Raw genomic sequence first — 19,868 nt, 5'->3', positions numbered from 1 at the left:
CGTTGTGATGAGTATACGCCCTGTACGACGGTTCTTATTACTTTGATTTCATAGCGGAAACGACATCGTATGTGCAAATGGGTATTGCAGCGATAAGCAGTTCAGCGCAACGCCTGCCATTGAAATCCTCTACACTTAACCCCATGCTACAACGTTATGCAGAGCGCCGGATCGTGCGCTTCACTCACTCTCTTTAACAGGACAGGACTGCGCTTATGACCAATCCATTACTCACGCGTTTCGAATTACCGCCGTTTTCAAAAATCCTGCCTGAACACGTCGTGCCTGCCGTGACGAAAGCGCTGGATGATTGCCGTACCGCGGTGGAAAGCGTGGTAGCCCATGGTGCGCCGTACACCTGGGAAAATCTGTGCCAGCCGCTGGCGGAAGTGGACGATGTGCTGGGGCGTCTGTTCTCTCCGGTGAGCCATTTGAATTCTGTGAAAAACAGCCCGGAATTGCGTGAAGCCTATGAGCAGACGCTGCCGTTACTGTCGGAATACAGCACCTGGGTTGGGCAACATGAAGGGCTGTACAACGCTTACCGCGACTTACGCAATGGCGATCACTACGCCACCCTGAGCATTGCGCAGAAGAAATCTGTCGATAACGCCCTGCGTGATTTCGAACTGTCCGGTATTGGCCTCGAAAAAGAGAAACAAAAACGCTACGGCGAAATCGCCGCGCGCCTGTCCGAACTGGGCAATCAGTACAGCAACAATGTGCTCGATGCGACCATGGGCTGGACAAAGCTGGTGACCGATGAAGCCGAGCTGGCGGGTATGCCGGAAAGCGCGCTGGCCGCCGCAAAAGCCCAGGCCGAAGCAAAAGAGCAAGAGGGTTACCTGCTGACGCTGGATATTCCGAGCTATCTGCCGGTGATGACCTATTGCGACAACCAACCGCTGCGTGAAGAGATGTACCGCGCTTATAGCACCCGCGCCTCTGACCAGGGGCCGAATGCAGGTAAATGGGATAACAGCCCGGTGATGGCGGAAATTCTCGCCCTGCGGCACGAGTTGGCCCAACTGCTCGGTTTTGAAAGCTATGCCTATAAATCGCTGGCGACCAAAATGGCGGAAAACCCGGCGCAGGTACTCGACTTCCTGACCGATCTCGCCAAACGCGCCCGTCCGCAGGGTGAAAGAGAGCTGGCGCAACTGCGTGCGTTCGCCAAAAAAGAGTTTGGTGTGGATGAGCTGCAACCGTGGGATATCGCTTACTACAGCGAAAAACAGAAGCAGCATCTGTACAGCATTAGCGACGAACAGTTGCGCCCGTACTTCCCGGAAAACAAAGCGGTAAGCGGCCTGTTTGAAGTGGTGAAAAGGATTTATGGTATTACCGCGAAAGAGCGTCATGATGTCGATGTCTGGCATCCGGATGTGCGTTTCTTTGAGCTGTATGACGAAAGCAATGAACTGCGCGGTAGTTTCTATCTTGACCTCTACGCACGTGAGCACAAACGCGGCGGCGCGTGGATGGATGACTGCGTTGGGCAGATGCGCCTGGCGGACGGTTCGCTGCAAAAACCGGTGGCCTACCTTACCTGTAACTTCAACCGTCCGGTCAGCGGCAAACCGGCGCTGTTCACCCATGATGAAGTGATCACCTTGTTCCACGAATTTGGTCACGGTCTGCATCATATGCTGACCCGTATCGAAACGCCGGGGGTTGCTGGTATTAGCGGTGTGCCATGGGATGCGGTCGAACTGCCGAGCCAGTTTATGGAAAACTGGTGCTGGGAGCCGGAAGCGCTGGCATTTATCTCGGGTCATTATGAAACGGGCGAGCCGCTGCCACAGGATCTGCTGGATAAAATGCTGGCCGCGAAAAACTACCAGGCGGCGCTGTTTATCCTGCGCCAGCTAGAGTTCGGCCTGTTCGATTTCCGCCTGCACGCCGAGTTTAGCCCGGAGCAGGGGGCCAAAATCCTCGACACGCTGTTTGAAATTAAAAAACAGGTTGCCGTGGTGCCAAGCCCGACATGGGGCCGCTTCCCGCACGCGTTCAGCCATATCTTTGCAGGGGGCTACGCCGCAGGGTATTACAGCTACCTGTGGGCGGATGTGCTGGCGGCAGATGCCTACTCACGCTTTGAAGAAGAGGGGATTTTCAACCGCGAAACCGGGCAGTCGTTCCTCGACAATATTCTGACCCGTGGTGGTTCCGAAGAGCCGATGGAGCTGTTCAAGCGTTTCCGTGGCCGTGAGCCGCAACTGGATGCGATGCTGGAGCATTACGGTATCGAAGGCTAATCGTCAGTGAAAATCTGCTTAATGGATGAAACAGGCGCCGGAGACGGCGCCTTATCTGTTCTTGCGTCCCGCTGGGGCCTGGAACATGACGAAAGTAACCTGATGGCGCTGGTGCTTACACCGTCGCATCTGGAACTGCGCAAGCGCGATGAGCCGAAGCTCGGCGGTATTTTTGTCGATTTCGTGGGCGGGGCGATGGCCCATCGGCGTAAATTTGGCGGTGGGCGCGGCGAGGCTGTGGCGAAGGCCGTTGGCATCAAGGGCGATTATCTCCCGGATGTGGTGGACGCGACGGCGGGACTGGGGCGTGATGCCTTTGTGCTGGCGTCAGTCGGCTGCCGGGTGCGGATGTTAGAGCGCAACCCGGTGGTTGCCGCACTGCTGGATGATGGCCTGGCGCGTGGCTACGCGGACCCGGAAATTGGCGCCTGGTTACAGGAGCGGTTGCAGTTGATTCATGCCTCCAGCCTGACCGGGCTGGCGGATATTACTCCGCGTCCGCAGGTGGTTTATCTCGATCCGATGTTTCCGCATAAGCAAAAAAGCGCGCTGGTGAAGAAAGAGATGCGGGTGTTCCAGTCGTTGGTGGGGCCGGATCTGGACGCGGATGGCCTGCTGGGGCCTGCGCGTCTGCTGGCGACGAAACGTGTGGTGGTGAAGCGCCCGGATTATGCGCCACCGCTCGCCGATGTGGCGACTACCAATGCGGTGGTCACCAAGGGGCATCGGTTTGATATTTATTCCGGGACGCCGGTGTGAATTGGTGAGGGCAGTGCGGTTTGCTGCCCTCACCCAGGCCCTTTCTCACAGGGAGAGGGAACAGTTTAGTGCTTAGCGGTCTGGGGTTTTGTAGCCCGGACAAGGCGACAGCCGCCGTCCGGGAACCCTCCCTGGTGCTGCTGCGGGTACCGGGAATATATGTAACTGCACAAGGCGGTTTTATCGGCCTTTGGCGGGGAAATCAGCGCCAGAAAGTAAAACGCCCGCAGCAGCGGGCGTTAGCAGGCAAGAAAAGAGGGACGGTTATTCTTCGTCTTCATCTTTCAGCGGAACAATCAGCATGTCCACATGGACAGTATTGATGAGCTGACGTGCGGAGGACATCAGTTTGCTCCAGAAGTCCTGATGATGCCCGCAAACCACCAGATCCATATCGTATTTCTTAATGGCATCTACCAGTACCTGCCCCAAATCACCGCTACCGCTTAAGGTCTCCGTGATCGGATAGCCCGCATTGGTAGACAGTTCGGTCAGCGCATGGTGTGTCTCATCAGAGATACGTTTTTGCATATCGCCGAGGTTAACGTCGATAAGACCAGTGTAGAGATCAGAATAATTTACATCGACATGAATCAGTGACACCTTCGCGTTATAAGGCCGCGCCATGGATACTGCTTTTTCGACCAGCAATTTGCTTTCAGGAGAAAGATCGACTGCGATGAGAATGTGTTTGTAAGCCATAGTGTTACTCCTTCCATAAGTTGTCGATGACCATAGGGTTACTCACCCCTGACACAGCACTGTTTCCCGCGTCCTGCGTACCACCTGCACGGGTAGCGCCCGGCCTTAAGCATTTCATTTTATACTCTTCGTACTTTACGCCGCAGATGCGTTGGCTACGTTCGTTTATCCCATCGCACGGTCTTCTATGCTCAGGGGATTCATTCTCTTGCCGCCTTCCTGCAACCCGAATTACGTAGAGTGTGGGAATATTTCTACCTTATAACTCTGTGAAGTTATCGTCAATCTGCCTGGATCACGATTCACTTAACCAATATTTACAACCAGATGCACAAGATTGATTAACGTTGTGGCAAAAAAATAAACAAATCTCCTACACTATTTAATGAGCCGTTTGGATTTCAGTTTGTGATCTCGATCGGCTATTGGTAATACTCTTCACTGAATGACTTGGTTGATTATCTGGGAGCGGTCAGCCCGGATCACGTTTCCGTGGGCGGTTCGCCGGGGGAGGAGATATGATCAGCACCGTCGCGCTGTTTTGGGCTTTGTGCATCGTTTGTGTGGTTAACATGGCGCGTTATTTTTCGTCATTGCGCGCATTGTTAGTGGTACTTCGTGGTTGTGACCCCTTGCTTTACCAGTACGTTGATGGCGGAGGCTTTTTTACCTCCCATGGACAACCCAGCAAGCAGATGCGTTTAGTCTGGTACATTTATGGCCAGCGCTATCGCGACCATCATGATGAAGAGTTTATTCGCCGCTGTGAGCGAGTACGCGGGCAGTTCATCTTAACCAGCGCGCTCTGTGGGCTGATTCTGGTGAGCCTGATTGCTCTGATGATTTGGCACTGAGCAAAAAAAACGGGCCAGTTTCCTGACCCGTTTCGTTGTTAAATCAGCTTGAGGGCTAACCAGTAAAGCACGCCCGAAAGGATGATTGACGCCGGTAGGGTAAAGACCCAGGCCATCAAAATGCTGGTGACGGTTTTGCGTTGCAGACCGCCGCCATCGACGATCATCGTCCCTGCTACTGAGGACGAGAGTACGTGCGTGGTGGAGACGGGCATACCGGTATAGCTTGCCAGACCGATGGAGACTGCGGCAGTCATCTGTGCGGACATGCCCTGCGCGTAAGTCATGCCTTTCTTACCGATTTTTTCGCCGATGGTGGTCGCCACACGACGCCAGCCAATCATCGTACCCACACCTAACGCCAGCGCGACGGCCATGATAATCCAGATTGGCGCGTATTCGATGGTGCTCAGCATGTCGCTTTTCAGTTTCTTAAGCAGACGCTGGTCGTCGGCATTGACGTCAGGCTGCTTCGCGACCTGGTCGGTGATATCCGACAGACAAAGCATGATGCGACGCAACTGACTGCGCTGCTCCACGCCGAGTTTGTCGTAGCTTTCAATCCCGGTCAGCATCTCTTTAGCACGATCCAGCGCGATAATGGCGCGGCTCGGATGACAGTGGAACTGTGCCGGGGTTGCCGCTGTTTCCGCAGGCGTCAGCGGTTGTTGCGCTACGCCCGTTGCCTTCTGCAGAAGTTCCGGATGCTGCTGGAAGTACACTTCCACGTTGTTCACCGCGTCACGGGTACGGGTGATGTCATAACCTGAGGCATTCATGTTAACCACGAAGCCCGCAGGTGCGACGCCAATCAGTACCAGCATGATGAGACCGATACCTTTCTGACCATCGTTCGCGCCGTGAGAGAAGCTCACGCCAATAGCCGAAAGAATCAGCGCGATACGCGTCCAGAAAGGCGGCTTTCTTTTGCCGTCTTGCTTTTCACGCTCCGCGGGCGTCAGGTGAATACGCGCGCGCTTTTTACTGCCGCTCCAGAACCGACGCAGCAGGAACACCAGCCCGCCCGCGAAAATCAGGCCAACAATTGGCGAGACAATCAGGGAGGCAAAAATGTTCAGCACTTTTGGAATGTTAAGCGCATCCACTACCGAGGTGCCGGACATCAGGGCATTGGTTAAACCAATACCGATGATCGCGCCAATCAGGGTGTGGGAGCTGGAGGCAGGTAAGCCGAGATACCAGGTACCGAGGTTCCAGATGATCGCGGCCAGCAACATAGAGAAGACCATCGCAAGGCCATGTGCTGAACTGACGTTAAGCAGCAAATCGGTCGGCAGCATATGCACAATCGCATAGGCCACGCTTAACCCACCCAGCAGTACGCCGAAGAAGTTAAATACCGCTGCCATAACAACAGCCAACTGTGAGCGCATAGCGCGGGTATAGATAACCGTTGCCACTGCGTTCGCCGTGTCGTGGAAGCCATTGATCGCTTCGTAGAACAGAACAAAACCCAGAGCAAGCAAAAGTAACAGCCCGGTATGGAGATCCAGACCGGCAAATAAATGTAGCATAGGACGTTACGCCATTTTGAGGACATGAACGCGGCGCATTATCAGGGAGTTTGGCAGCATCGGCAAAGTGAAAAATGGACTTTTTTTGACATTCTTTCTGGTTAGCCTCCTTTGCTTTAAGCATATTCTTATATTTTTCAATGTAATGGATATTGGTCTGCGTATTCGTGCTGGTGTGACCACCCTGAACTATTTACAATCCGCCGCGACATAATGAAGAGGATTTTAGTGTGGAACGGTTTGATGCCATCGTTATCGGTGCCGGTGCGGCGGGAATGTTTTGTGCAGCTCAGGCGGGGCAGGCGGGGTTACGCGTGCTATTACTGGATAATGGCAAGAAGCCTGGCCGCAAGATCCTGATGTCCGGCGGCGGTCGCTGCAACTTTACTAACCTTTATGTCGAGCCTGCGGCTTATCTCAGCCAGAACCCCCATTTCTGCAAATCTGCCCTTGCCCGTTATACCCAATGGGACTTTATTGACCTGGTGGGCAAGTACGGGATCGCCTGGCATGAAAAGACGCTGGGCCAGCTCTTTTGTGATGACTCTGCTGAACAGATTGTCGACATGCTGGTGGCGGAGTGTGAAAAAGGCAAGGTGACGCTGCGTTTGCGTAGTGAAGTCCTGAGTGTTTCCCGTGATGACGATGGCTACACGTTGCAATTAAATGGTGACACGGTGGCGGCGAAAAAACTGGTGGTCGCTTCCGGCGGGCTTTCTATGCCAGGTCTGGGCGCATCGCCGTTTGGCTATAAGCTCGCTGAACAGTTTGGCCTGAACGTGCTGCCGACGCGCGCCGGACTGGTGCCGTTTACATTGCATAAACCCTTGCTGGAACAATTTCAGGTGCTTTCCGGCGTCTCGGTGCCGTCTGTCATTACCGCAGAAGACGGCACGGTATTTAAAGAGAACCTGCTTTTCACCCATCGCGGCCTTTCCGGGCCAGCGGTGCTGCAAATCTCCAGCTACTGGCAGGCGGGGGAGTTCGTCACTATCAACCTGCTGCCGGAGTGCGATCTCGACAGTCTGCTTAACGAGCAGCGCCAGGCGCACCCGAATCAAAGCCTGAAAAACACGCTAGCGATGCAACTGCCGAAACGGCTGGTGGAGTGTCTGCAACAACTGGGGCAGATCCCGGATGTCACGCTTAAGCAGCTCAATAGCCGCGACCAGGAAACGTTGATCGACACCCTGACGAACTGGCGCGTGCAGCCTAACGGCACCGAAGGCTATCGCACGGCGGAAGTGACGCTCGGCGGTGTCGATACCAACGAACTCTCTTCACGCACGATGGAAGCCCGCAAGGTACCGGGGCTCTATTTTATTGGTGAAGTGATGGATGTTACCGGCTGGCTGGGCGGCTATAACTTTCAGTGGGCATGGGCCAGCGCCTGGGCGTGTGCGCAGGCGCTGGTTGAAGAATAAGTGGTCTTTGGATGGTCATGATCCGTTGTGCCTTCCGATCCTGCGAAGATCAGATATCGTCCATCGTATGATCGACCACGATCTCCAGGGTTTTGCGAAGAATGTCCTTTCTGACGACATCTTCTGTATTTTCCATCAGGTTAATCAGCCGCAGGATGATGGCTTTGTTGGTCACTTGACCATCGTAAGCCAGAATGCTGCGGATCACGCCCCCGAGAATAATCGCCTCTTCGGCCAATAAATCGCCAGCGTTACGAAAATAATCAGACAATGTCTTGTTGGGCAAATTCTTATAAAGCTCTGACTTTTCAATCATCACCTGGTTCATTTTCACGCCTTAGTATAGTTTTCCGTAATGGGGCCATCAGCTATCACTGCTTTTTACTGCGGCCCTGCCGTTGGCGATTGCCGAATAATGGATAGACATTATCTCCGGCGTCTCTGATGTTCTCGTATTGCTCATTCCCATTCTGAACACGGGATGAGGCAAATTTATTACTGCTAATTTCCTCGATCAGACGCACAAGCACCGCCCGTCTCTGGCTATCCTGCTCGCGGCTCTCCATCTCTTGCAGCCGGGCAATGAGGGCCAGGGTGTTTATCGGGCCATTTTCTTTAAGAAGAAAAAGTAGCGCCTCTCCAATCAATTCATCTGTCAGTTGTTCATTATCACTACTATTCATAACTGCATCTCTGCTTGCCGCTCTGTTCATAAATAAAACGCGGCATGAAGTCATCTCTCGACAGGAATCAGGCTGACACCTTAACCCTCAGAAGTGACTTGATTTATCAGGACACTTTTACTGCATTTGGCTTAATCATTACCAAAAAGCAGGCTGATAAGCCCCTGATAATGGCGTTCCTCTTCTGGCGTTGACGCCTGTTCAAGACGGCTCAGTAACTTTGTACAAAGTGATTTACGGTTCAGATGCCGACCGTCCCGCAGGATGTCCACCACAATCTGCCCTAACGTCTCTTGTTGTGACGGAAGATCCGCAGCGCTGAAATAGCGAGCGATGGCATTCGCTGTGTCCGGAAGGTAGCCGTTCTGATGCATACATCACTCCTGTATAACTCGTTGTGAATAATTGAAAGCGTTAAGCTATACAACTATAGAAAAGCTGTACATAAAAATTGTACAAATTTGACAATGATTTTAAACAATAAATGCTATATCTTTATTTTCAAGAAGATAGGAAGCATAAAATCAGCACATTTCACTATTCCAGGCTACACTTTTGGGACGCGTTTATCTGCGATGACATAAAAAACCACATGGATGTTGGGACTGTCGTCTCCACATTCACCTGTTGTATACCCGCTGTTGGTCATGGTTGTTTACAAGGTTCCCTGCGTAAGCCTCTGTCATTGTGGTAATTACAACGCTTTCTCTTGGATAGCTCATGCTCACAACTCTTATTTACCGCAGCCATATCTGCGAGAACGTCTCCTTTAGCGTGCTGGAGGAGATGGTTGCTGCGGCGAATCTCAAAAATGGTGAGGCAGATATCACCGGCATTTTGCTTTTCAACGGCACCCACTTTTTCCAGTTGCTTGAAGGCCCTGAGGAAAGTGTTTCTGCTATTTATCAGCATATTTGTAACGATAAGCGGCACTACAACCTGGTTGAGTTGTTGCGCGACTACGCGCCCTTGCGGCGATTTGGTAAGTCAGGAATGGAACTCTTTGATTTACGTGAATATGACAGAGAGGAAGTTCTGCAGCATGTGCTTGATAAAGGCACCTCCAGATACCAACTGACCTATGAAGATCGCGCACTTCAGTTCTTTCGCACGTTTGTAGAAGACCTGGAAAAAGAGAACTATTTTGAGATTCCACCGGGTGATGCCTGGGAATTTGTGACGGATGAAAAGGATTCATTCTCTCAATTCTTGCCCCCTGACCGCGAGGCCGGCTGTCATTTTGCCTTCCAGCCCATTATCGATCCCTTCGCCCGGCAAGTGGTTTCACTTGAGGCACTGATCCGCACGCCTGAGGGCCACTCGGCGCAAGCCTGGTTTGAAGGGCTTAGCCGTGATGAAATCTATGAGGCCGATCTCAAAAGTAAACAGGTGGCGTTTGCGATGGCGGCCGCACTGAATCTGGGGACCCAGACACTCTCCGTGAACCTGCTGCCAATGACGCTGGTGAATGTTCCCGGAGCGGTTAGTTTTCTTTTAGATGCCATTAAAACCAACGGTCTCGTACCTGAACAGGTCATTGTGGAGTTCACCGAAAATGAAATTATTTCCCGCCTGGATGAGTTTACGAATGCCGTTAGGTTATTGAAAGCAGCCGGGTTTCGGGTGGCCATCGATCACTTTGGCGCCGGATTCGCAGGCCTGCTGTTGCTGGCGCAATTCCAGCCTGAGCGGATCAAAATTAACCGCGACCTGATCAAAGATGTCCATAAAAGCGGCCCCCGGCAGGCCATTATTCAGGCCATCATCAAATGCTGCGTTTCTCTGGAAATCATGGTTTCGGCCGTGGGGGTAGAGAAGGCAGAAGAGTGGATGTGGCTGGAGTCTGCGGGTATCTCTCAATTCCAGGGTTATCTTTTTGCCCCTCCTGCATCCGGGGCTATTCCTGCCATTGCGTGGCCGGAAAAAAGAGGTGGCCTTTAAATTCCATCTGCTGTGAGCAACTGGCTTTCCCTTGCCGCAACGTGTTTCCGGTGGTATGGGGAAGCCAGCCTTTTCTCTCTGTGCGCTGGCTTCGGTGAAACAAAATCCATTTTTGCACATGGCCTATTTCCGGTTATGCTTGCTCATGAGCACGTTCTGTCTTGTACAAGTTATGAAAATTGTACAATCTGTACAGAAGAGTGAATGTGAAGTGTAACGTATAGGGTTTGAATTGAGGGAAGCGATGACCTTTTACAGTATTGGCGATGTCGCTGAACGATGTGGAATAAATCCTGTCACGCTGCGTGCGTGGCAGCGTCGCTATGGATTGTTGAAACCTCAACGTAGTGAAGGGGGCCATCGACAATTCGACGAAGAAGATATTCAACGGATTGAGGAAATTAAACGTTGGATTGAAAGCGGCGTTCCGGTCGGCAAAGTCAAAGCGCTTCTTGAAGATAAAAAAGTGGATTCCCATGATGGCTGGGAGTCGCTTCAGGAAGAGGTCATGTCTGTATTAAGGCAGGTTCGCCCTGCAAAATTACGTGCCTTGATTATGGCAATGGGACGGGAGCATACCGCCGATGTTCTTATCGATCATGTCTTTGTCCCTGTACGCCAACGGCTTTCGCTCGATCAGAGTACGGCTCGCGCCATGTGTAGTTTATTAGATGGCGTCTTAATTGATTACGCCGTCTTATGCCTTACCCGTTCTCGTAAGAAGATAGGAAAAGACGCGCTGTTTATTGGTTGGGGCAGCGATGATCGCACCCGGATGTGGCTGGAAGCCTGGCGGTTGTCTCAGCATGACTGGAATATTGACGTCCTCGCGGAGCCGTTGGAAACCCTTCGTCCGGAGCTTTTTCCTGGCCTGCACATTTTTGTCTGGACCGGTAAAGCGTTATCGCGTCATCAGCAAGAACAGTTTACCCACTGGCGGGAGCAGGGATTCGCCATCGCGTTGCATGGGGCATAGTGCGGAAATGTAACGCGCACCTGTTCGGTCTCCCGTACTGGAGGTGAGTCGCCCACTTCCGCCCGCCCTCCATTTATTCTTCTCGCATTGTTCAGCCACCGCTGCGTGATAATCCTTTCACTCTGTTCCGTTCCTCGCTTTATATCCCGCAACATGCATACATTTCCTTTTGCTACGGCTCGTTCTCCCGTTTTATCCATTCTATTACCCTGTTAAGAATCCCCTGAATATTATTTGGCGAATAACCGCCTGGCTATAATAAAAATGCAAGACATTATTTATGGCTAAAAATAAAGGAGGTGGGTTTGGTAAAAACCATTGATAAACATGAGTTAGGTTATATCGCGATCGGTGAAGCAGTACTGTGCCATATCGCCAGTAACAAGGAAATATCACGTGAGTCACTAATGCTGATGTTAACGCAACACGCTGAGGAGGTGACGAATGAATACCAATTATCCCAAATCTGGTTGGGGCACTCGCTGCTCAAGAATGCCCGCCATGACCATAGCTCACTTACTGAAAATTAGTTTTCAGTAACGTACCCGTGCCGTAAAAAACGGTTTTAAAACAGCCCTGGGAAAGGCTAAGCACTCTTTTACGGGTCTTGTTCAGGCACGTTAATCGGGTTGCGAATCGCGTTTGGATTTCATTTATATCCTGACACTCTGCCTTGCTAATGCCTTGCTAACTGGCACAGGGAAGGGGACGCTTTGCCTTTATTTATCGGGCTCATAATGATTTTTCGGATACCCCGATTCTTTATGAAATACGGGTGCCGAAATATTTACGCATCCAACGTCATTAATTATTCAGGCCTGATTGCTTGTATCTGACATATGTAAATTTTTCTTTCTAAAAGAAACAGGAGAATTTTTCGTTTATATGACTAAACCATCCGGTAACGTAAATTTGACCCGGGATGAACTGATTCGTGAAGCGATAGGCTTCGCAGCAGCATATTTAATTAAAAACAATTTACCCGTGACCACGCGCGGGTTAAGCCTGACTCTTCTGATGGAAGAGGAGAAAACAAATATTGCAGAGCGTAAGGCTATTTATCAGGAAGCCAGAAAAATGGTTTTGCGTAAAATGCAGTAAATAAATGTATCAGGCTGCGCGAATTGACGATATCCGCAGCCTGACATTCAAATCATGAGGAGGCGATGATGACAGTAAAAACGACCGACAAAGCCACAGAAATTCTTATTAGTGAGGCGTTGGTTCAATTACTTGAGTGTGGCGCGGAAATAACGCATGACACACTAATTCACACTCTGGATGATAACCGGGTTAATGTAACTGACCGGAACCTGCGAATGAGCTATTCAAGGGCGATTGATGAGGTGCGAACGCACCAGCATTTTTCATCGCAATCTCACAGCGGAATTTACCACAGCAGCTATCCGATTCATTAAACCACCCCGAAGGTGAATAACCACCTTCGGCTTTTTTATTGTTGTTGTTTCAGTAAGTTATTTGGCTTTGATATTAATTAGATAAGTAAAATCTTAAACACCTGACATTGTGAGACACACTGTTTTTTAACGTATCATGCTTTTAATGTCACTGTTCCGGGGCAGTTATCTTTGCTAACAGGATCGGATATCCTTTCAATTATGTGCGGCTAATGCCACAATGCCCGCCATGCTTATTGTTTAGCATTGTTAATGGTTACTGTCCGTAAGGTATTTTCCTGAATGCATAAGTAAGGTGAAATATGAATAACTCACACAGTGACGGCCCGCAGGAGACGGCGGGCGACTCGGGTAATGGGAAGCTTAGTCTGGAACAGACATTAGGCGCTATTGTTATCCAAATGTTACGTGAAGGGCGGTATATTACTCGCCATAGTCTCTGCATTGCCGTTGCTGGATGTATTGAAAAAAATACTCGCCCCGAACTTGAAGCGCATTATGCTGATATCTTGCGAGTATTACTGAGCCGCGAGGCTGATTAATTATCTGCGGCTGCCGTCATCGCGAATTCGCATGAAATGCATTCTGGAGTCAGCATGATTAAAAATGTCAAAGAGAGTCTGGTGGAACTGGTTATGGGTGATGCCATTCTCGAGCTGCTTGAAGCGGATGCCCCTATTTCCCACGAGGCACTCATTGCTCAACTTGCCCGTAATCTCGAACAGGAACCGCGGGAATCACGGCGGGAAGCCATTCTGGCTGCTATTAAAGAGGTTCAGGAAAGTATCAAACTTGTCGACCATACGGGAGACAAGGGAACTGGCTGGAACCAGCAAACCGTAAAAAATAGCAAACTGCTAAAAATGAATAGTGTTTCGCCAGGTATTGGTGATAAAAAACATTAACTATCGAATTATTATGGCTTTTTCAGCTTCCGCTGAACCGTGACGATCGCAGATAAAAATACCTGAGCAGATAAGCTGTTGTTTTTCACTTTTCGAAGTGAGGGTTTTGTCGTCACGCTTTTCAAAGATCGTCCGGCGTTCTACTGACGACCATTTCCAGAGCACTACGGTACATCCTTGTTTTTTCCGGGTCACTCTCCTCTTCAAGATGGCGAATAATCGCCAGAATCACCGCTTTGTTACTGACCGGTAAATTTAACGAAGCCAGCTTTTCTTCAACGTTTTTAATAAAAGCAAGCTCGGCGCTGAAAACCGGTAGCCGAATGGTTTGTGACGAATTCAGAAACTGTGTTGCCGGGTGAAGGGTCATGTGTGCTCTCTTCCTTTTGCGACAGTAGCGGTAAATCGGAAAAATCCCCTTGTTCACAAAATCTAGGCTGCTTTTGGCAAATTGCATAGCGAAAAGCGGGTTTTTCCGTCTTTAGCAGGCGAATTAATAAATTCCCCTTCAGGTTTAGAGTATGTATTATATGTTTCATATATGATTCGTATAAGGTGAAGCATGGACCATGGGTATCGTTAAAATCTCGGACCTGATGCACGAAAACCTGCGTCTTGCCAGTAACGCACTGAGCCGTTCAATCAATGCACAGGCAGAGCACTGGCTGAAAATCGGCATGCTTTCAGAGCTGTATCCGCATTTGACGCATCAGGAACTCACCCGCCTGCTGGTTCGGGCGGAGCTTAAGGGCAGCGTGGATATCAACAAGCTGGTTGACGATGAGCCGCTGTCATTGCAAATGGAGCATGAAGCCAGATGACGAACATCAAACTGCACTCTCAGGAAGAGATTGAAATGGCCCGCGCGGCGGGACACGCTGCGGCAAAAGTGCTGGAGATGATCAAACCCCACGTTCGCGCGGGCGTGACAACCGATGAGATCGACAAACTGTGCCATGATTTCATTCGCCACGAATTAAAGGTGATCCCGGCGAACATTGGTTACAACGGCTATACCCGCACCGTCTGCACGTCGGTCAACCATGTGGTGTGTCACGGCATTCCGTCGGAGAAACGTCTCAAAGAGGGTGACATCATCAATATTGACGTGGCGATCATCAAGGATGGTTGGTACGGCGATACCAGCCGCATGTATTTTGTGGGTGAGCCCTCCGTGCGTGCCAGGAGACTGACCCATATCACCTATGAATCGATGGTTGCCGGGATTAAAGCCGTGCGCCCCGGCGCGACACTGGGCGATATCGGCGCGGCTATTCAGCAGGTGGCGGAGTCTGCCGGCTTTTCAGTAGTGAAAGAGTATTGTGGTCACGGCGTGGGGAAGGAATATCACGCAGAACCGCAGATCCTGCACTATGGTCGGTCGGGAACAGGGCTGGTACTGAAAAAAGGGATGATTTTTACCATTGAGCCGATGATCAACGCCGGTAAAGCCGCGACAAGCGTGCTGTCCGATGGCTGGACGGTGGTCACCAAAGACCGTTCTCTTTCGGCGCAGTGGGAACATATGGTGGCGGTTACCGACAGTGGTTTTGATTTGTTAACACCCTGGCCGGATCCTTCACCCGAGTATCCGGGGCTTTAATTGCCACTTTTTTCAGGCGGGGCAGACCATCGCTGAACCGCCTGCCCGCGCTTTAGCGCACTTTGCCTAACGCCCATCCTCTTCTTGCGCACGCGAAAAAAGACGCCCAGAACAGTACGGTCTAATTCCTCCGCTTTCATCACAAATTCCTTCGGGCATTGCTGCCACAATCGTCCGGTGTCCTGCCAAAGATTTGCTTTTACTCTGCGCACATCTTATTTCCCGTTCCTTTTTCTGCCTGCGCGCAAAATAAAACCCAATCTTTTATCTTAAATTTATGGAGTCTTCTATGACACTTTCATTCTCTATTCCGCGCAGTATTATTTATGGCGAAAACGCATTAGAACATCTGGCAACCCTTAAAGGGAAAAAAGCCGCGCTGGTTACGGGCGGCAGTTCAATGAAGCGCTTTGGTTTTTTGGACAGGGCCATCAGCGAGCTGAAGAAAGCCGGGATGGAGTGCACCGTCATTGATAATGTCGAACCCAACCCCTCTGTTGAAACGGTCTGGCGTGGGGCGAAAGCCATGCTGGCGTTTGAACCGGACTGGATTGTGGCGCTCGGCGGCGGTTCCGCGCTGGATGCGGCAAAAGTGATGTGGTGTTTCTACGAGCATCCGCACCTGACGTTTGAAGACATTATTCCCGTCGGCTCAATGCCCGCACTGCGTAATAAAGCCCGTTTTGTCGCCATTCCGTCCACCAGTGGCAGCGCCTCTGAAATCACCGCGTTCTCGGTTATCACCGATACGGCTCATCACATCAAATACCCGATTGTGGCGGCAGATCTGGTTCCGGATATCGCCATTCTGGACCCGACCATTCCGGCAAAAATGCCGCCGCATGTCACCGTGCATACCGGGATGGATGTGATGACACACGCGCTTGAGGCCTATGTCTCGACTGCCGCCAACTCCTTTACCGATCCCTATGCGGTCGAAGCCATTCGCCTGGTGTTCGAATATCTGGAAATCGCCTATTTGTCGCCAAATGACCTGAATGCGCGTATGCACATGCATAATGCCTCCGCACTGGCGGGCATTGCGTTCACCAATGCGTCTCTGGGGTTAGTGCATTCTATGGCGCATAAGATTGGCGGGGAGTTTGGTATTACGCATGGTCTGGCGAACGCCATTATGCTGCCGTATATCATTCAATATAATTCTATCTATACCAATAAGTACCAGAAGCTGGAGAAAGCGCTGGGCATTGGCAACCTGATTACCGCCATTAAGGACCTGAATAAGCGTCTGAATATTCCAGAAACCCTGGGTCAATGTGGCGAGGTTGAAATTAAAGAGGCCGCATTTATGCAGGTCCTCGACCGGATGAGTCACAACGCGGTGGATGATCCGTGCACCCTGACCAATCCCAATCAGCCAACGGTACAAGATGTGAAAACACTCTATTCCAGCGCCTATTACGGCGCCTGATATTCAGAGTGACAGGAACAAAAGCGTATGGCGACATACGCTTTTTTTTGCCCTGAATCAGGCCCGATAGGCGAGCAGAAAAACCGTCACTGCGCGGGCGGTCACTTCTTCGATTTTCTTACTATCCGGCGCGGCCTCGACCCCGAGAACCACGCTGAGGTACAGTTCGGCTTCAATCTATGAAATACCTCAACCACCGCAGCGCGTAAGAAAACAGCAACCGGCGCATTACAACAACGTGCTAATTTTAAAAGGGTTCATTTACGCGCGCTTTGTGATGCAAACGCAGGTAGGGAGATAACGATGTTTTTTATCTGGATGTTGTTACCGGCACTCTATATTGGTTCTCGTTTTATCTGGTGGCTTCCACTGTCTCCTGTTCTCCGCTTTGGCCTGTTCCTTGTGCTGGTGGGCATTTGCGAGTTCCGCTTTTTTAGCCGCTGGCTGTGGGGGAGTTCATTTTCACCAGAGTGGCCACGCCCGGTTGTGATGCTGGCTGGCGGATTGTTCGGCGCCGTGGTGCTGTTCGCCAGTTTCCTTCTGCTGCGTGATATGCTCGCTTTACTTGTCGGGCTGCTGACCCGTAAAACCCTCCCAGGCTTGCCCATCTCGCTGCCTCTGCTGGTCCTGTCCGTGGTGCTGGCAGGGGTTGGCGTCAGGCAGGCCACGCGCGTGCCTGACGTTCGTACCGTCCACGTGACGATTCCCGGACTGCCGCCTGCTTTTGACGGCTACCGGCTGGTACAACTGGCTGATATTCATGCCACGCGCCTGTTGCCCCGCCAGTGGGTGCAGCAGATTGTTGCCAGAACCAACGCCCTGCAGCCGGATCTCATCGCGATTACCGGCGATATGTCAGACGGTTCCGTAGAGGATCGCCTGCCGGATGTCGAACCGCTGACGCAACTGCGGGCGGCGGATGGCGTCTATGCCATCACCGGCAATCATGAATACTATTTCGACTACGCAAGCTGGGTGCCAGCCTGGCAGAAACTGAGCATTCCCTTTTTGACCAACCAGCATGTACGTATTGCGCGCGGTGACGCCTCGTTTATGCTGGCCGGCGTGCCGGATAAAGTGGCGGAAAATTACGGTTTTGATGGGCCGGACCTGAAACGTGCGCTGGAAGGCACTCGCCCCGATGACACCGTTATCCTGCTCGATCATCGGCCAGGTACCGCCGATGATAACGCCGCAGCGGGGGTGAAGTTGCAGCTCTCCGGCCACACTCACGGTGGAATGGTGTTGGGGCTTGACCAACTGGTGAAACCCCTCAACAACGGCTATATCTCCGGTCGTTACGCGGTCGGCCCAATGACGCTGTATGTCAGTAACGGTGCCGGGCTGTGGAACGGTTTTCCGCTACGGCTTGGCCGACCTTCTGAAATTACCGAGCTGATTCTGCACTCAGCGGCATCCACGGCACGTTGAAATGAAGGCAGTCGTATGGTGACGACTGCTCCGGCTGGCAATTTGAACCGGATAAACCGTGCCGCCGTAAAAGTACGGCGGCGATATGGTTATTGAAGACGCAGTTTGATTTTTTCGACCATCGCCGTGGTGGAGATGCCGTAGCGATCGTGTAGCGTGGGAAGCGCACCAGCATGAAGAAACTCATCCGGCAGGGAAACCACATCGAATTCGCAGCTTACGCGTTTACGCATCAGCAGGGCGGCGACCGCCTCGCTCAAGCCACCCACGCAAGTATGGTTTTCTGCGGTCACGACCAGGCGGCCCGGTTTGGCGGCCTGCGCCAGGATGGTCTGCTCATCCAACGGTTTGATGGTCGGCACATGTAACACCGCCACGCTAACGTTGTCATGACGCAGTTTTTCCGCCGCTTCGAGTGCGCGCATAGTCATGATACCGGAGGAGATAATCAGCACGTCGTTGCCCTCTTCCAGCAGCTTTGCTTTGCCCAGCTCGAATTTGTAGTCATATTTATCCAGCACCAGTGGGACTTTGCCACGCAGCAGACGCATATAGACCGGACCGTTATGGTCAGCGATAGCCCGTACCGCCTGGTCAGTATCCAGTGCATCGCAAGGGTCAACAATGGTCAGGCCGGGCACGCCGCGCATGATCGCCAGGTCTTCGGTGGCCTGGTGGCTGGGGCCATAGCCTGTCGTCAGACCCGGTAGCGCAGCGCAAATTTTCACATTCAGATGCTCTTCGGCAATCACCTGGTGAATAAAGTCATAGGCGCGACGGGTGGCGAACACCGCATAGGTAGTGACGAAGGAGGTAAAGCCCTCTTTCGCCATGCCGCCTGCGGCCCCCATCAACAGTTGCTCTGCCATCCCCATCTGGAAGAAGCGCTCAGGGAAGGCCTGGGCAAAAATATGCAGATCGGTGTATTTCGACAGATCGGCGGTCATCCCGACAATATCCGGGCGCTCAGCGGCCAATTTTGATAGTGCGGTGCCAAACGGGGCAGGGATCGTGGCCTGACCTTCATCGGCAATCGACGCAATCATGGCAGACGTTTTTAAGCGGGTTTTGCCCGCGGTGGTCTGGCTCATTACAGCACTCCTTCCGGTTTGTTGGCATCCAGCACGGCAATCGCTTTTTGCCATTCGTCGGCATCGACGCGAATAAAATGGTTTTTGTCGCGGGTTTCCAGGAACGGCACACCTTTGCCCATCAGGGTGTCGCAGAGGATCACGCGCGGTTGGTTTTCCGGGTAACTTTTGGCATTTTCAAAAGCTTTGATGACGGCTGGCAGGTCATTGCCATCCACGCGCTGGACGTACCAGCCAAACGAGGCCCATTTCTCATGTAGCGGCTCAAAACCAAGAATCTTTCGTGAATCGCCATCGGCCTGCTGCTTGTTCACGTCGACAATGTTGATCAGGTTGGTCAGCCCGTAATGTGCGGCGGACATCGCCGCTTCCCAGGTCGAACCTTCATCCAGTTCGCCATCTGACATGGAGTTAATCACCAGCGCCGGGTTTTTCTTCTGCCGCAGGCCAAGCGCCATACCAACGGCGATGCTCAGTCCCTGGCCCAGCGACCCGCCGGATATTTCCATTGCCGGGGTGTAGGTGGCCATGCCAGACATCGGCAGACGGCTGTCATCAGAGCCATAGGTTTCCAGCTCTTCCTCGGCAATGATCCCCGCTTCAATCAGCGCCGCGTAATAGGCGATGGCATAGTGACCGTGGGACAACAGAAAGCGATCACGCTCTTCCCACTCTGGCTCATCCGGACGGAAATTCATAATGTGAGCAAACGCGGTGCCAAGTACGTCGGCATAACCCAGCGCCTGGCCGATGTAACCCTGGCCCTGCACCTCGCCCATGCGTAGGGCGTAGCGGCGAATGCGCCATGCCGCCGCAGCGACTTTTTGGATATCGTGATTTGTCATGATGCAGTTCC

General features: G+C 52.0%; 24 protein-coding genes. 15 read left to right on the top strand and 9 right to left on the bottom strand.

Annotated features, from left to right (window positions below; translation table 11 throughout):
* Positions 1-215 precede the first annotated feature (215 nt).
* Both prlC and rsmJ read left to right on the top strand, forming a co-directional pair.
* Positions 216-2,258 (top strand): oligopeptidase A, encoded by a 2,043-nt coding sequence (gene prlC, locus IP582_RS23840; RefSeq protein WP_071195002.1) that lies wholly within the window; start codon positions 216-218, stop codon positions 2,256-2,258.
* 6 nt (positions 2,259-2,264) lie between these two features.
* Complete coding sequence (rsmJ, locus tag IP582_RS23835) at positions 2,265-3,017, top strand: 16S rRNA (guanine(1516)-N(2))-methyltransferase RsmJ (RefSeq protein ID WP_193794598.1); 753 nt, start codon at positions 2,265-2,267, stop codon at positions 3,015-3,017.
* A gap of 264 nt (positions 3,018-3,281) precedes the next feature.
* Here the strand turns inward: rsmJ and uspA are convergent, their stop codons facing one another.
* The gene (gene uspA / locus IP582_RS23830) at positions 3,282-3,719 is read right to left on the bottom strand and encodes a universal stress protein UspA (RefSeq protein WP_041851284.1); all 438 of its coding nucleotides are present in this window, start codon (positions 3,717-3,719) and stop codon (positions 3,282-3,284) included.
* A gap of 518 nt (positions 3,720-4,237) precedes the next feature.
* Here uspA and uspB point away from each other — a divergent pair.
* The gene (gene uspB, locus IP582_RS23825) at positions 4,238-4,573 is read left to right on the top strand and encodes a universal stress protein UspB (protein WP_041851285.1); all 336 of its coding nucleotides are present in this window, start codon (positions 4,238-4,240) and stop codon (positions 4,571-4,573) included.
* 38 nt (positions 4,574-4,611) lie between these two features.
* Here uspB and pitA read toward each other — a convergent pair whose 3' ends face one another.
* Entirely contained in the window at positions 4,612-6,108 is a 1,497-nt protein-coding gene (gene pitA / locus IP582_RS23820; protein ID WP_041851286.1) for an inorganic phosphate transporter PitA, read from the bottom strand.
* A 230-nt stretch (positions 6,109-6,338) separates the two neighbouring features.
* On the opposite strand from pitA, the gene IP582_RS23815 reads away from it, so the two are divergent.
* Complete coding sequence (locus tag IP582_RS23815; RefSeq protein WP_103245159.1) at positions 6,339-7,532, top strand: NAD(P)/FAD-dependent oxidoreductase; 1,194 nt, start codon at positions 6,339-6,341, stop codon at positions 7,530-7,532.
* A 49-nt stretch (positions 7,533-7,581) separates the two neighbouring features.
* On the opposite strand, the gene IP582_RS23810 is transcribed toward IP582_RS23815, so the two are convergent.
* From IP582_RS23810 to ycgZ, 3 genes are all read right to left on the bottom strand, one after another.
* A complete protein-coding gene (locus tag IP582_RS23810) occupies positions 7,582-7,848 on the bottom strand; it encodes a biofilm development regulator YmgB/AriR family protein (protein ID WP_041851440.1) in 267 nt (88 codons plus the stop codon).
* A gap of 55 nt (positions 7,849-7,903) precedes the next feature.
* A complete protein-coding gene (locus IP582_RS23805; RefSeq protein ID WP_193794597.1) occupies positions 7,904-8,215 on the bottom strand; it encodes a hypothetical protein in 312 nt (103 codons plus the stop codon).
* Positions 8,216-8,346: 131 nt separating this feature from the next.
* Entirely contained in the window at positions 8,347-8,589 is a 243-nt protein-coding gene (gene ycgZ / locus IP582_RS23800; RefSeq protein WP_041851289.1) for a regulatory protein YcgZ, read from the bottom strand.
* 346 nt (positions 8,590-8,935) lie between these two features.
* Here ycgZ and IP582_RS23795 point away from each other — a divergent pair, with 346 nt between their 5' ends.
* The 7 genes from IP582_RS23795 (at position 8,936) to IP582_RS23765 (ending at position 13,455) form a co-directional block, all read left to right on the top strand.
* A complete protein-coding gene (locus IP582_RS23795) occupies positions 8,936-10,156 on the top strand; it encodes a diguanylate phosphodiesterase (protein WP_193794596.1) in 1,221 nt (406 codons plus the stop codon).
* A gap of 244 nt (positions 10,157-10,400) precedes the next feature.
* Positions 10,401-11,132, top strand: coding sequence for a MerR family transcriptional regulator (locus IP582_RS23790; RefSeq protein ID WP_193794595.1), 732 nt, complete (start codon positions 10,401-10,403; stop codon positions 11,130-11,132).
* Between the two features lie 305 nt (positions 11,133-11,437).
* Positions 11,438-11,662 (top strand): hypothetical protein, encoded by a 225-nt coding sequence (locus tag IP582_RS23785; RefSeq protein ID WP_193794594.1) that lies wholly within the window; start codon positions 11,438-11,440, stop codon positions 11,660-11,662.
* 355 nt (positions 11,663-12,017) lie between these two features.
* Positions 12,018-12,233 (top strand): hypothetical protein, encoded by a 216-nt coding sequence (locus tag IP582_RS23780; protein ID WP_041851293.1) that lies wholly within the window; start codon positions 12,018-12,020, stop codon positions 12,231-12,233.
* Positions 12,234-12,298: 65 nt separating this feature from the next.
* Entirely contained in the window at positions 12,299-12,550 is a 252-nt protein-coding gene (locus IP582_RS23775) for a hypothetical protein (protein WP_193794593.1), read from the top strand.
* A gap of 302 nt (positions 12,551-12,852) precedes the next feature.
* Positions 12,853-13,092 carry a hypothetical protein gene (locus IP582_RS23770; RefSeq protein WP_071194997.1) on the top strand — a complete coding sequence of 80 codons (240 nt, stop codon included), beginning with the start codon at positions 12,853-12,855 and terminating at the stop codon, positions 13,090-13,092.
* A 54-nt stretch (positions 13,093-13,146) separates the two neighbouring features.
* Positions 13,147-13,455 (top strand): hypothetical protein, encoded by a 309-nt coding sequence (locus IP582_RS23765; protein ID WP_193794592.1) that lies wholly within the window; start codon positions 13,147-13,149, stop codon positions 13,453-13,455.
* 121 nt (positions 13,456-13,576) lie between these two features.
* On the opposite strand, the gene IP582_RS23760 is transcribed toward IP582_RS23765, so the two are convergent.
* On the bottom strand, positions 13,577-13,825 hold the full coding sequence (locus IP582_RS23760; protein WP_193794591.1) for a biofilm development regulator YmgB/AriR family protein: 249 nt from the start codon (positions 13,823-13,825) through the stop codon (positions 13,577-13,579).
* A gap of 199 nt (positions 13,826-14,024) precedes the next feature.
* Between IP582_RS23760 and IP582_RS23755 the strand changes: the two genes are divergently transcribed.
* The 3 genes from IP582_RS23755 to IP582_RS23745 all read left to right on the top strand — a co-directional run bounded on the left by IP582_RS23755 (position 14,025) and on the right by IP582_RS23745 (position 16,490).
* A complete protein-coding gene (locus IP582_RS23755; RefSeq protein ID WP_041851297.1) occupies positions 14,025-14,276 on the top strand; it encodes a ParD-like family protein in 252 nt (83 codons plus the stop codon).
* On the top strand, positions 14,273-15,058 hold the full coding sequence (gene map / locus IP582_RS23750; RefSeq protein ID WP_193794590.1) for a type I methionyl aminopeptidase: 786 nt from the start codon (positions 14,273-14,275) through the stop codon (positions 15,056-15,058). Before IP582_RS23755 ends, map begins: the two co-directional genes overlap by 4 nt.
* 289 nt (positions 15,059-15,347) lie before the next feature.
* Entirely contained in the window at positions 15,348-16,490 is a 1,143-nt protein-coding gene (locus tag IP582_RS23745; RefSeq protein ID WP_075203625.1) for an iron-containing alcohol dehydrogenase, read from the top strand.
* 57 nt (positions 16,491-16,547) lie between these two features.
* On the opposite strand, the gene IP582_RS25595 is transcribed toward IP582_RS23745, so the two are convergent.
* On the bottom strand, positions 16,548-16,643 hold the full coding sequence (locus tag IP582_RS25595; protein ID WP_193794589.1) for a hypothetical protein: 96 nt from the start codon (positions 16,641-16,643) through the stop codon (positions 16,548-16,550).
* A gap of 150 nt (positions 16,644-16,793) precedes the next feature.
* Between IP582_RS25595 and IP582_RS23735 the strand changes: the two genes are divergently transcribed.
* Entirely contained in the window at positions 16,794-17,921 is a 1,128-nt protein-coding gene (locus IP582_RS23735) for a metallophosphoesterase (protein WP_193794588.1), read from the top strand.
* A gap of 89 nt (positions 17,922-18,010) precedes the next feature.
* On the opposite strand, the gene IP582_RS23730 is transcribed toward IP582_RS23735, so the two are convergent.
* Positions 18,011-19,012 carry a transketolase family protein gene (locus IP582_RS23730; RefSeq protein ID WP_193794587.1) on the bottom strand — a complete coding sequence of 334 codons (1,002 nt, stop codon included), beginning with the start codon at positions 19,010-19,012 and terminating at the stop codon, positions 18,011-18,013.
* Positions 19,012-19,857 carry a transketolase gene (locus IP582_RS23725; RefSeq protein ID WP_079496972.1) on the bottom strand — a complete coding sequence of 282 codons (846 nt, stop codon included), beginning with the start codon at positions 19,855-19,857 and terminating at the stop codon, positions 19,012-19,014. The genes IP582_RS23730 and IP582_RS23725 overlap by 1 nt, the downstream gene beginning before the upstream one ends.
* Positions 19,858-19,868 lie beyond the last annotated feature (11 nt).

The sequence above is a fragment of the Citrobacter sp. BDA59-3 genome, assembly GCF_015167655.1.
Taxonomy (GTDB): Bacteria; Pseudomonadota; Gammaproteobacteria; order Enterobacterales; family Enterobacteriaceae; genus Phytobacter; species Phytobacter diazotrophicus.
This window is presented reverse-complemented; position numbering and strand designations above follow the sequence as displayed.

What these genes read in the sequence shown, in the direction of transcription:
- prlC (WP_071195002.1), top strand. Translation starts at nt 216, where the DNA reads ATGACCAATCCATTACTCACGCGTTTCGAATTACCGCCGTTTTCAAAA.
- uspA (WP_041851284.1), bottom strand. Translation starts at nt 3,719, where the DNA reads ATGGCTTACAAACACATTCTCATCGCAGTCGATCTTTCTCCTGAAAGC.
- uspB (WP_041851285.1), top strand. Translation starts at nt 4,238, where the DNA reads ATGATCAGCACCGTCGCGCTGTTTTGGGCTTTGTGCATCGTTTGTGTG.
- pitA (WP_041851286.1), bottom strand. Translation starts at nt 6,108, where the DNA reads ATGCTACATTTATTTGCCGGTCTGGATCTCCATACCGGGCTGTTACTT.
- IP582_RS23810 (WP_041851440.1), bottom strand. Translation starts at nt 7,848, where the DNA reads ATGATTGAAAAGTCAGAGCTTTATAAGAATTTGCCCAACAAGACATTG.
- IP582_RS23805 (WP_193794597.1), bottom strand. Translation starts at nt 8,215, where the DNA reads ATGAATAGTAGTGATAATGAACAACTGACAGATGAATTGATTGGAGAG.
- ycgZ (WP_041851289.1), bottom strand. Translation starts at nt 8,589, where the DNA reads ATGCATCAGAACGGCTACCTTCCGGACACAGCGAATGCCATCGCTCGC.
- IP582_RS23795 (WP_193794596.1), top strand. Translation starts at nt 8,936, where the DNA reads ATGCTCACAACTCTTATTTACCGCAGCCATATCTGCGAGAACGTCTCC.
- IP582_RS23790 (WP_193794595.1), top strand. Translation starts at nt 10,401, where the DNA reads ATGACCTTTTACAGTATTGGCGATGTCGCTGAACGATGTGGAATAAAT.
- IP582_RS23780 (WP_041851293.1), top strand. Translation starts at nt 12,018, where the DNA reads ATGACTAAACCATCCGGTAACGTAAATTTGACCCGGGATGAACTGATT.
- IP582_RS23775 (WP_193794593.1), top strand. Translation starts at nt 12,299, where the DNA reads ATGATGACAGTAAAAACGACCGACAAAGCCACAGAAATTCTTATTAGT.
- IP582_RS23770 (WP_071194997.1), top strand. Translation starts at nt 12,853, where the DNA reads ATGAATAACTCACACAGTGACGGCCCGCAGGAGACGGCGGGCGACTCG.
- IP582_RS23765 (WP_193794592.1), top strand. Translation starts at nt 13,147, where the DNA reads ATGATTAAAAATGTCAAAGAGAGTCTGGTGGAACTGGTTATGGGTGAT.
- IP582_RS23760 (WP_193794591.1), bottom strand. Translation starts at nt 13,825, where the DNA reads ATGACCCTTCACCCGGCAACACAGTTTCTGAATTCGTCACAAACCATT.
- IP582_RS23755 (WP_041851297.1), top strand. Translation starts at nt 14,025, where the DNA reads ATGGGTATCGTTAAAATCTCGGACCTGATGCACGAAAACCTGCGTCTT.
- map (WP_193794590.1), top strand. Translation starts at nt 14,273, where the DNA reads ATGACGAACATCAAACTGCACTCTCAGGAAGAGATTGAAATGGCCCGC.
- IP582_RS23745 (WP_075203625.1), top strand. Translation starts at nt 15,348, where the DNA reads ATGACACTTTCATTCTCTATTCCGCGCAGTATTATTTATGGCGAAAAC.
- IP582_RS23735 (WP_193794588.1), top strand. Translation starts at nt 16,794, where the DNA reads ATGTTTTTTATCTGGATGTTGTTACCGGCACTCTATATTGGTTCTCGT.
- IP582_RS23730 (WP_193794587.1), bottom strand. Translation starts at nt 19,012, where the DNA reads ATGAGCCAGACCACCGCGGGCAAAACCCGCTTAAAAACGTCTGCCATG.
- IP582_RS23725 (WP_079496972.1), bottom strand. Translation starts at nt 19,857, where the DNA reads ATGACAAATCACGATATCCAAAAAGTCGCTGCGGCGGCATGGCGCATT.